The sequence below is a fragment of the Iodobacter sp. genome (genome assembly GCF_025352645.1).
Lineage (GTDB): Bacteria > Pseudomonadota > Gammaproteobacteria > Burkholderiales > Chitinibacteraceae > Iodobacter.
Map to the genome: position 1 here is coordinate 1 of NZ_JANXSO010000043.1, position 9,584 is coordinate 9,584.

A 9,584-nucleotide genomic window follows, 5' to 3' on the forward strand; every position below is an offset into this window, starting at 1 on the left:
TTCAACAACAGCAGATGCTTCAACAGCAGCTTCTTCTTTCTTGCCGCAAGCGGACAGAGCAACAGCGATCAGAGCAGCAACTAGCAGGGACTTTTTCATTATGAACTTACCTTTGACAGAGACGAATGGGACAAACGAAATAAATTGGTGCAATCGACCGTGGATCGATGCTGAAAAACTGCAATCATTCAGTGACGACCGACGGCCCAAATAATATCACGTTTTATTTGAAAGAACAGTCCAACACCTTATGAATACCGCTAATTAGGCAAGAATTCTGCAACACCATGTAACGAGATGTTAAATACCTATAGATAAAGGCGCTGCCATTCACTACATGGGCTGGATTGTTCCCAAATGGCATTAAATTGTTGTTGTAGTATCGCAACATGTGCCGCATCGCTAGTTATTTCACCGCGTGGCCAAGCAAAATGATGCCGCCTGATTGCATGGGATTGATCTGCCAAAATAAACCCTTGATGCCAATTGTGACAAGACTCGTGTGCTAATTGCAGTTTAATTAAGTGATTAAATTTGTTTGTCAATTGTAAAAAATACTGACAATGTTGGCTTAAATAATTGGGATTAAACGCAATTAAACGCAAATTACCAGCGGGATTAGCGGTAAAAAATGTCCATAAAGCATCATAAATGGCTCTACTGCCTAGGTCAGAATGTGAAAAATCGTGCTCGCACAGCAGTAATTCGTGCTGTGCCGCAGCAATTATTTGCGCAACAGCGAGGCGATAATCGCTGTAGCGGTCAAATAAACGTGCTTCAGGAAAGCTGCAGGTAGCCATATTCGTAGCATTCATAAAGGATAGTAATCAGGCTTTCTGGGTAATCGGCGGCGGGCAATTTGCGCTGATCGGCTAATTGGCGCAAAAAGGGTAGGGCTTCTGGTACAAACTCTAGCGCTTCACCATTGGCATACACGCGATCGGATTCGTAGAGCATTAAAGCTTTGGTGTCGATCGCAATCCCACCACTGGCAATGGCGCTGGCAAAGTCTTTGATATCTATTGGATCATCGGGCTGATCGTAAAAAACGTGTGGTTTAGGCTCGGTGAAGTAGCTGCCAACAAAGCGGCGCACCGTGTCATCGTTCCAAGTGATCTTTTTAAGCATCTCCCCCATTTGAGCCACAAACTCGTTATCTATTTCTGCTGGCTTGGTGGTTGGCTGACGATCAGGATCGCTATACATTCCATCTAGGCATAGCTCGTCTTGCAAAAATTCTAAGAATTTTCCGGCTATCTCTTGTGTTTTAGGTGCTCTAAAGCCGATTGAATAGGTCATTCCTGGCTCTATAGCTACACCGTGGTGGGCGTACATGGGCGGCAGATAAAGCATATCGCCATGCTCTAAAACCCATTCCTGCTCAGGGTTAAAGTCTTTAAGTACCCGAATGGGGGCATCTTCAATAAAGCCACTGGCGTCATCGCTCGATATTTGCCAGCGTTTCTTTCCACCAACTTGCAATAAGAATACATCGTAAGAGTCATAATGCGGGCCTACGCTGCCACCTGGTGGAGCGTAAGAAATCATTAGGTCATCTAGTCTGGTGTAAGGCAGAAAATTAAACTGATAGAGCAGCTCGGCAATATGCGGCACAAGGTGATTCACATTGCCAACTAATATGGTCCAATCGGTTTCGGGTAGGCGCGCTAGGCGGGCTGGGCGAAACGGGCCTGATTCGGCTTTCCAGCGCTCATTTTTGTATTCAATGATTCTAGATTCCACATCATCACGCTGCGCCAGCGCGCTTAAGCGGGCGTAATCCATTAGCTCTGGGAACTTATCCCAAGCATTACGAATTAATAGTGGTTTTTTTTGCCAGTATTCTTGTAAAAATTCTTCTGGACTGAGTCCGCCTAAAAGTTGCATGGTTTTGCTCTATAACAGAATGGATTACAACAATTATCGCATGGAGAACACATGCTGAACGTTGGAGATATAGCGCCTGATTTTATCTTGTCTGACGCGCAGATGGATGATGTTCAATTGGCAGGTTTACGGGGCCAGCATCATGTGGTGCTGTATTTTTTTAATAAAGATCACACGCCAGGTGGAATTATCGAGGCGGTAGAGTTCAGTGATCGCACTGCAGCATTTCGGCAATATGACACAGTTATCCTAGGGGTGAGCATGGATGATTGCTTGTCACATGAGCAATTTCAAGACGAGCAGGGCATAGAATTTGATTTATTAGCCGATACAGATGGCGAAGTAAGCAGGCTCTATCACGCTCTACATGAGTGGGAGGCCCATGGCGTGGTAAGATACGGCATAGACCGTTCCACGTTTGTAATCGATAAGGACGGCGTGATCCGCCATGCGTTTTATCACGTTGTCCCCAAGGGCCATGCGGCGGAAATTCTTAAACTCGTGAAACAGCTAGGGTGAACCCATGCAAATTGCAAAAAATACCGTTGTAACTTTACATTATGAAATGTTTGATGCCACTGGCAAGCAAATTGATAAAACCGAAGAGCCGATTGAATATCTGCACGGCGGTTACGACAATGTCTTGCCATTGGTAGAAGAAGCACTTGAAGGCAAAAACGTAGGTGATAGCATCGATGTAACGATGCAGCCAGACGATGCTTTCGGTGAGCATGATGCAGATTTAGTTCGTGAAGAAGAAAAATCTTCATTCCCAATGGAAGTTGAAGCCGGCATGATGTTTGAAGCCGATGATCCTGAAACTGGCGAAGTATTGTTGTTCCGCGTTACCGAAATCGAAGGTAACCGCGTTGTTGTAGATGCTAACCATCCTTTCGCAGGTATGGTGATTCGCTTTGTTGGTACTGTTTCTGCAGTGCGTGAACCAAGTGAAGAAGAACTAGAACACGGCCATGTACATGGCGAGCACGGCCACGATCATTAAGATGATGGTGGTTTGATTTAAGAAAAAGCGAGCTTCGGCTCGCTTTTTTTTTGCGGCGATATGCTCACTACGGTGTAAAAAACATGCTTGTTAATTATTTAGTGTGCGCTATGTTTTTGGGATTATTGGATATTTAATTAGATTATTATTCTATTTTTGCGTGTGCTATTGAAACAGAGTTGCGATTGTCATAAAACATTCGTTTATATGTAACTTAAATGTAAACAAGATGCTCTATCTTGCGCTCTTCCTTTAGGGAGAGACAAATGAAACGTATTTTAATCGCTGGCCTGGTGGCGAGCGCCTTATCTGCATGCAACACGACGAATAATACTGATGTAGGCACTTCTGCAGTGGCTACATCTACAGCTACCACGCCTAAAAATGTGATCTTCTTCCTTGGCGATGGTATGGGCATGACCACGATGACCGCTGCGCGTATTTACGCAGTCGGTGAAGATGGTGACCTAACCATGGACACCCTGCCAGAAACCGCATTCATCAAAACTTACTCCAACGACGCGCAAGTAACTGACTCTGCACCATCGATGGCCGCCTATATGACTGGCGTAAAGATGAATAATGAAGTCATCTCGATGAGCTCAGATACACAAGCTGTAGATGCTAAGGGTAACGCTTACCTAAACGGCACGGACAGTCTTTGCCCAACAACAAATGGTAAGTCTGTTCCTACTTTGCTTGAAATTGCTAAAGCCGCGGGCTTGGCAACTGGCGTTGTTACAACAACTCGCGTGACCCATGCAACCCCAGCAACGACTTATGCACACGTTTGTCATCGTGATGCAGAAAATGATATTGCTGCGCAGTTGGTTCCTAACGGCAAGGGTTTTAATACTGCACTGGGTGGCGGTGTCGATATCGTCTTGGGTGGTGGTAGCCAGTTCTTCTTGCCAACTTCGGCAAAAGGCAAGCGTACTGATGGACGTGATTTAGTGGCTGAGATGAAAACGCTGGGTTACACCTATGTAAGCAATAAGGATGAGTTGAAAGCTGCTGATCCTACGAAAACTAAGTTGTTTGGTTTGTTCTCGTCCAGCCATATGAGTTATGACTTAGATCGCACTGCAGATGCTGCTAATAAAGAGCCTAGCCTCGCAGAAATGACCGTAAAAGCGATTCAAGGTCTGAAAAAAGGCGAAAAAGGGATGTTCTTGATGGTTGAAGGCGGCCGTATCGATCACGCCCTGCACGAAACCACTGCGAAAAAAGCCTTGCAAGACACTGTTGCATTTGATGACGCTATTAAAGCGGCGATTGATGAAGTGAAAAAGACCGATCCAGAGTTGAAAAACACCCTGATCGTGGTGACAGCTGATCATGACCATACTTTGGTATTGAACGGCTATGCCAAGCGTACGGGTAAATCAACAGCAACAAATCCAGGCGTATTGGGGCTAGTGAAAGATGTGGTAGGCACTAAGGCTACTTTGGACGCAGATGGTATGCCGTACACCATTATTGGCTTTGGTAATGGTGAGAATCGTGCTCAAGGCGATAGAAAGACTTTTGCTGCCTTAGATGATGGCGCTGTATTTGCGAATACCTACCATCAAGAAGCGGCCATTCGGGTAGGGGCGGGTAGTGAAACTCACGGTGGCACCAATGTGTTCCTTGGTGCAATCGGCAAGGGCAGCGATCAGTTCTACGGTGTGATGGATAACACCAATGTATTTAAGCTGGTTCGCTCCGCAGTTGGCCTGTAAATCGCCTAAGTTGATCAAGGAATAAAACAAATGTTGAAACAATCTTTAATTGCTAGCGCCTGCTTACTGGCTTTTGCACAAGGTGCACAAGCGGCGGGCGAAGCCAAAAACGTGATCTTCTTCTTGGGCGATGGCATGGGCCCAGCAACGGTTACCGCCGCGCGTATTTATAAGTACAAAGAAGAAGGTGCTTTAAATATGGAGAAGCTGGACGGCGCAGCCCGTACGGCCCGTATCAAGACTTACTCTAACGACGCTCAGACCACTGACTCCGCTCCATCGATGGCCGCTTATATGACCGGCGTAAAGATGAACAACGAAGTGATTTCGATGAGTCCAGACACTCAGGCAGTTGATAAAAGCGGTAATGCTTATCTGAAAGGGGCTGACAGTGTATGCCCTGCCGATAACGGCAAGGCAGTAGATACCATTTTAGAAATTGCTAAAGCTAAAGGTAAGGCGGTTGGTTCGATCACAACGACCCGCGTTACCCACGCTACACCAGCCACCACTTATGCCCACGTTTGTCATCGCGATGCAGAAAATGCGATTGCGGTGCAAGCAGTGCCAAATGGTGCAGGTTATAACGCTAAGCTAGGTACAGGTCTGGATGTGTTGATGGGCGGCGGTAGCAAGTTCTTCCTGCCAACCACAGCAAAAGGCGCACGTACTGATGGTCGTGATCTGATTGCTGAAATGAAGACCAATGGCTATAGCTTTGCAGGTACAGGTACTGAGCTGGCGGCTTTAGATGCGTCTAAGGCTACCAAATTGCTAGGCCTGTTTACTTCTAGCCATATGGATTACGAGCTAGATCGTGTAAAGCAAAAGAAGGATCAGCCTAGCTTAAGCCAAATGACCACCAAGGCGATTGAAGTCTTGGCTAAAAAACCAGAAGGTTTTTTCCTGATGGTTGAAGGTGGCCGTATTGATCATGCCCTGCACGGCAACAATGCTAAGCGTGTGATGGACGATACGATTGCTTTTGATGATGCGATTAAAACAGCGCTTGATGAAATGCAAAAACGTGATCCGGGCCTAAAAAATACCTTGATCGTGGTAACGGCAGATCATGATCACACTTTAACCATCAATGGCTATGGCAAGCGCGGCAGCAATATCCTAGGCACGGTTAAAAATTATCGTGATGGCACAGAAGCAAAAGACGCTGACGGTAATAACTACACCACACTGGTGTTTGGTAATAGCTCAAACCGCAAGCCTACTCGTACCATGCTGATTGAGGGCGATGCAGATAAATCACAAGTATTGCATGATGATTATCAGCAAGAAGGTGGGATTCGCGTGGGTGATGGTGGCGAAACGCATGGTGGTGGCGATGTGATGTTGTTTGCTACGGGTGCGGGCTCTAAGACATTTAAGGGAACAATGGTAAATACCAAAGTTTTCAGTCTAGTAAAAGACGCATTTGGTTTTTAATTTTATAGCGGTATAAAACGGGCCGACCTCTTGTCGGCCCGTTTTTTTGTAAGGAAATAGTGAAATGAAATACCTTGTTACTGCTTTGATGATGGTGGTTTCCACCTCTTTCAGTGTGGCTGCTACGGCGCCTGATATGGCGGCATTGGTTACATATGAAACTCGTGTCGTGACCGCTGAAGGCGTAACCAAATCGACGCAATTTCAAGAAACATGGTTACGTACGGCCAACCGTGTGTGGAGTGAGCGTTTGGTGCCAAAGAATGCGCAGGCAGAAGCGAATAAGGGCATGCAGCCCAGCGCAAAAGGGCATGAAGGGCATAACCATGATATGAATTTTGCTTTGGCGGCCAAATCTATTGAGCGGACAGCCAATGGCGAAGTGAAGTTAAATTTGGTTCGTATGAAAATGCAGCAAATTATTGCCATGGGAACGACTGATTTCAGGGAGATTGGTTTTGATGGCAGTTGGGATAATGCGGTCTATATGATTGATCGTCAGCAGCTTAAGCAAATGAAAAAACGCAGCACACCTGCATCAGCGGGTGAAGTTTGGCTGGAAAACCGTAAAAATGGGATGTACACCATGGTGCTGTGGTCAGAAAAATTGCAGCTGCCTAAAGTGATAGAAACGGGCCATGAAAATGGTGGAAGCTGGAGCCGCGTTACGATAGAGGCCAAGCCCATGCCCAAAGAAATGCCTTGGATCAGTACGGCCGGTTTTAGGCAAAGAGACTATATGGATTTGCTGGATTAAGGCGGCTGCAGCGCAGTAATATGCATTCGTCGCAAGTACAGGCGCACTGTTCTGTCAATGTAAGAGCAGAGCGCCTGTGTGCTTTTGATACCTTACTACTAGCGTTTGATATACATCAACCGCGGATTTAGCCCGTCAGAGAGCGATATTTCAAACTGCCCACCTGCTGGAAGTACTTTGGTGTCTACCGTAAGCAGGCCGCCCTGCGCTTGGTTGGCCAGCACTTGGCGTGTTTTGCCGCTGAATAGCACGCTTAGGTGTGGGTATTGCCCTGCATTCCACCTGATTTGCAGTTTTCCGGCGCTTTCTTGCCATTGCAGTTGTGCGCCATTGGCCGTGCCTGCTCCTACCCCCGCACTACTTTGCAGCTTGCTGCTGCCTAGCTGCTTGCCCTTACGCCAGACTTCAATTGCAATAATTGAATTAACTTTAGGGATGCTTACAAAGAAATGCTGCTCGGCTTGAGGCATATCCGCCACTTCTACGGGGCTAAAGGGCTGGATAATGGTTTTGCCGCTGGCAGAAACAATATGCAATTCATACTCGCCTTTGGAGGCTTCGGTGGCTGTACCGCTACGCAGTGAAACTGGATTAATGCTTGCGCCGCCAGCCGAAATACGCCCAGAAATATCCATCAGGCTCATCGGCATGGAGAAGCCCGCAAGCTTAGGCTGATCATAATTACGCTGTTCCAGATAATCCTGAATTTTGCTGTAGTTATAATCAGAGAACCATTTCCCGCCGCAATAACCCATTAGATCGCCGTTATTATCTTCATCTAGCGTCAGCAAGGTATTGGTCTGCGGATCATAAGGTAGCGTATTGCCGATTTTACCGCCCGCGTAGGGGAAGTTAATGTCATATGAGCTTACTCCGCCGCATGGTGCATGGCTTCGGCTCAGATTATGGCCCAGCTCGTGCCCCATGGTACTGAGGTCGTCATCGTGGCGAGCATCAAGGCCAATAGCGGAGTGGGCAGAATAGGATGTGTTTTTTGCATTCACATAGCCCAGCCCTGCAGTGCCGCCGCTAAAGTCTGGGTCTGGCACTAGGCCGTAGTAATGGCGGGCATTGCCTTCTTTAACCCGTAATTGCTCTAACTCGGCCAGCACACTACTCCAGCCCGCCGATCCAGTGCGGGTGTTATCAATGTATTTCATACTCTGTGTTGACTGGATAGAGCTCACTCGATAAGCGCCACGGATGGTTACGTTGACTGTGCTGTCGGCCAGCGGGAAAACCCGGCTAAGCATTTGACGCACAGCGGCAGTCGCAGGGGCTTGTGCTCGGATAGCCGCACCGCGGCCATCGTCGTCCAGTTGCAGTGGCACAACCACCAAATCCATATTGCTTGGTTTGCCTACTACAGGGGTGATGGTTTTGCTCGCGCCACTGCTGACTTGTAGCTCTGGATCTGCCTCAATCCGCAGGCTTAAGCCTGGCTTAATCCATTGCTCTGGCAGGCGGGCATTAAAGCTTTGCTCTAGCTTTGCTTGTGATACAGAGGCCGGTACGGTGGCAGGCCCAGTCATAGCGATGGCTTGGCCTTGTGGTACGCCATTGATCGTGGCGCTTAGCCATACTCGTGGGCTGGCTAGCTTACTGCTTCTACTGGATATATTTGCCCGTACGATGGCAGGCTTGCCTTGCACCAAGCGCTGATATTGTGCACCAGCGAGCTGCGAGTAATTTTGTACCAGAGCAATGCTTTCTAGCTCAATCGTGGCTTTAGGCGCGGTTGGTGGAGTTACCGGGGGAGTGGTTGGCGTTGTGCCCGGAGGGGCAACAGGCGGCGCGACGGGTTTGACTAATCTGAAGTATCCGGCGGAAACCAACTGCTGCATGCTGCCTTTTAAAACCACCTCGCCTTCGCCGTTTGCAGGCGTTAGCAGCGTAATGCTGCTGGCTGTTTTGCTGATTAGCTGTGCATTGATTCCACCAATGCTAGCGCTGCTAACCGCATCCAGCCCGTTGCCGCTAATGGTGAGTAAGGTATTGGCAGGTCCACTCAGTGGGGACATGCCCGTTGCGCTGATTTGTGTGGCAATTTCAAAACGCACTTGGCTAGTTAGTGTGTTTTTGTCCCATGCAAAGGTCAGTGGGCCGCTGAGGGCTTTTTCAGGAATCTCTACTTCAAGGCGGTTTTCTGAGCGGCTTTTGATGGTGGCGCGCTGGTTAGGAGTAAATAAAAGCTGCTCAACTTGATCAATGCCTTGGCCGGTGATGCTAATGGTTTGCCCTGCAAAGCCAAAGGCAGGGCGCAGCTCGGGCTGGGCCACTGGCCGCCAGATCTGCATAACTTGCGGCAGAGTCTGTTGTCGGCCTCGTTTATCTTCTAAAGTCAGATAGCCTGAACGCGCCGTGTCCGGAATGCTGACATAGTATTCAGTAGCAGACTGTTTAATCCCCGGCAGCATCACCCCGCCTAAGCGTACGCTTTTCAGCTGGTTTAGCTGACGGCCACGCAAAATCAGTGTTTCACCTGTGTTTAGCTCCGTGCCGGATAACTCAAGCACGCGTGGCTCGGCAATGATGACTCTTTGCCGAGCCTGCACACTGCTGTTTTCTTTGCGCAGCTCTAGCTCGCCCGATTGTGCTGCATCATTAAGCATGACTTCTATTTGCTGGTCTGAAATAACTGATGTTACGCACCCAAAGCCCGAATCCGTTAACCTTACAACATGAAACTTAAAGAACTTGAACTTTATACCGACTTCCTCATTGCAACTTGCGGCAAAGCAACTGCGACAGGACTGGCCGACGCGCTGGATCA

General features: G+C 48.0%; 8 protein-coding genes. 5 read left to right on the forward strand and 3 right to left on the reverse strand.

Going from position 1 to position 9,584, the window contains the following annotated elements:
- Positions 1–308 precede the first annotated feature (308 nt).
- Positions 309–800 carry a hypothetical protein gene (locus Q0R17_RS05920; protein WP_293932960.1) on the reverse strand — a complete coding sequence of 164 codons (492 nt, stop codon included), beginning with the start codon at positions 798–800 and terminating at the stop codon, positions 309–311.
- The gene (locus Q0R17_RS05925; RefSeq protein ID WP_293932961.1) at positions 778–1,887 is read right to left on the reverse strand and encodes a cupin domain-containing protein; all 1,110 of its coding nucleotides are present in this window, start codon (positions 1,885–1,887) and stop codon (positions 778–780) included. The genes Q0R17_RS05920 and Q0R17_RS05925 overlap by 23 nt, the downstream gene beginning before the upstream one ends.
- Positions 1,888–1,938: 51 nt before the next feature.
- On the opposite strand from Q0R17_RS05925, the gene Q0R17_RS05930 reads away from it, so the two are divergent.
- The 5 genes from Q0R17_RS05930 to Q0R17_RS05950 all read left to right on the forward strand — a co-directional run bounded on the left by Q0R17_RS05930 (position 1,939) and on the right by Q0R17_RS05950 (position 6,811).
- Positions 1,939–2,406, forward strand: coding sequence for a peroxiredoxin (locus tag Q0R17_RS05930; RefSeq protein WP_293932963.1), 468 nt, complete (start codon positions 1,939–1,941; stop codon positions 2,404–2,406).
- Between the two features lie 4 nt (positions 2,407–2,410).
- The gene (locus tag Q0R17_RS05935) at positions 2,411–2,890 is read left to right on the forward strand and encodes a peptidylprolyl isomerase (RefSeq protein WP_293932964.1); all 480 of its coding nucleotides are present in this window, start codon (positions 2,411–2,413) and stop codon (positions 2,888–2,890) included.
- Positions 2,891–3,156: 266 nt separating this feature from the next.
- Entirely contained in the window at positions 3,157–4,614 is a 1,458-nt protein-coding gene (locus Q0R17_RS05940; protein WP_293932965.1) for an alkaline phosphatase, read from the forward strand.
- A gap of 30 nt (positions 4,615–4,644) precedes the next feature.
- Positions 4,645–6,054, forward strand: a complete 1,410-nt coding sequence (locus tag Q0R17_RS05945; protein WP_293932966.1) for an alkaline phosphatase — start codon at positions 4,645–4,647, stop codon at positions 6,052–6,054.
- 64 nt (positions 6,055–6,118) lie between these two features.
- Positions 6,119–6,811 carry a hypothetical protein gene (locus tag Q0R17_RS05950; RefSeq protein WP_293932967.1) on the forward strand — a complete coding sequence of 231 codons (693 nt, stop codon included), beginning with the start codon at positions 6,119–6,121 and terminating at the stop codon, positions 6,809–6,811.
- A 98-nt stretch (positions 6,812–6,909) separates the two neighbouring features.
- Here Q0R17_RS05950 and Q0R17_RS05955 read toward each other — a convergent pair whose 3' ends face one another.
- Entirely contained in the window at positions 6,910–9,423 is a 2,514-nt protein-coding gene (locus tag Q0R17_RS05955) for an IPT/TIG domain-containing protein (protein ID WP_293932969.1), read from the reverse strand.
- Positions 9,424–9,584 lie beyond the last annotated feature (161 nt).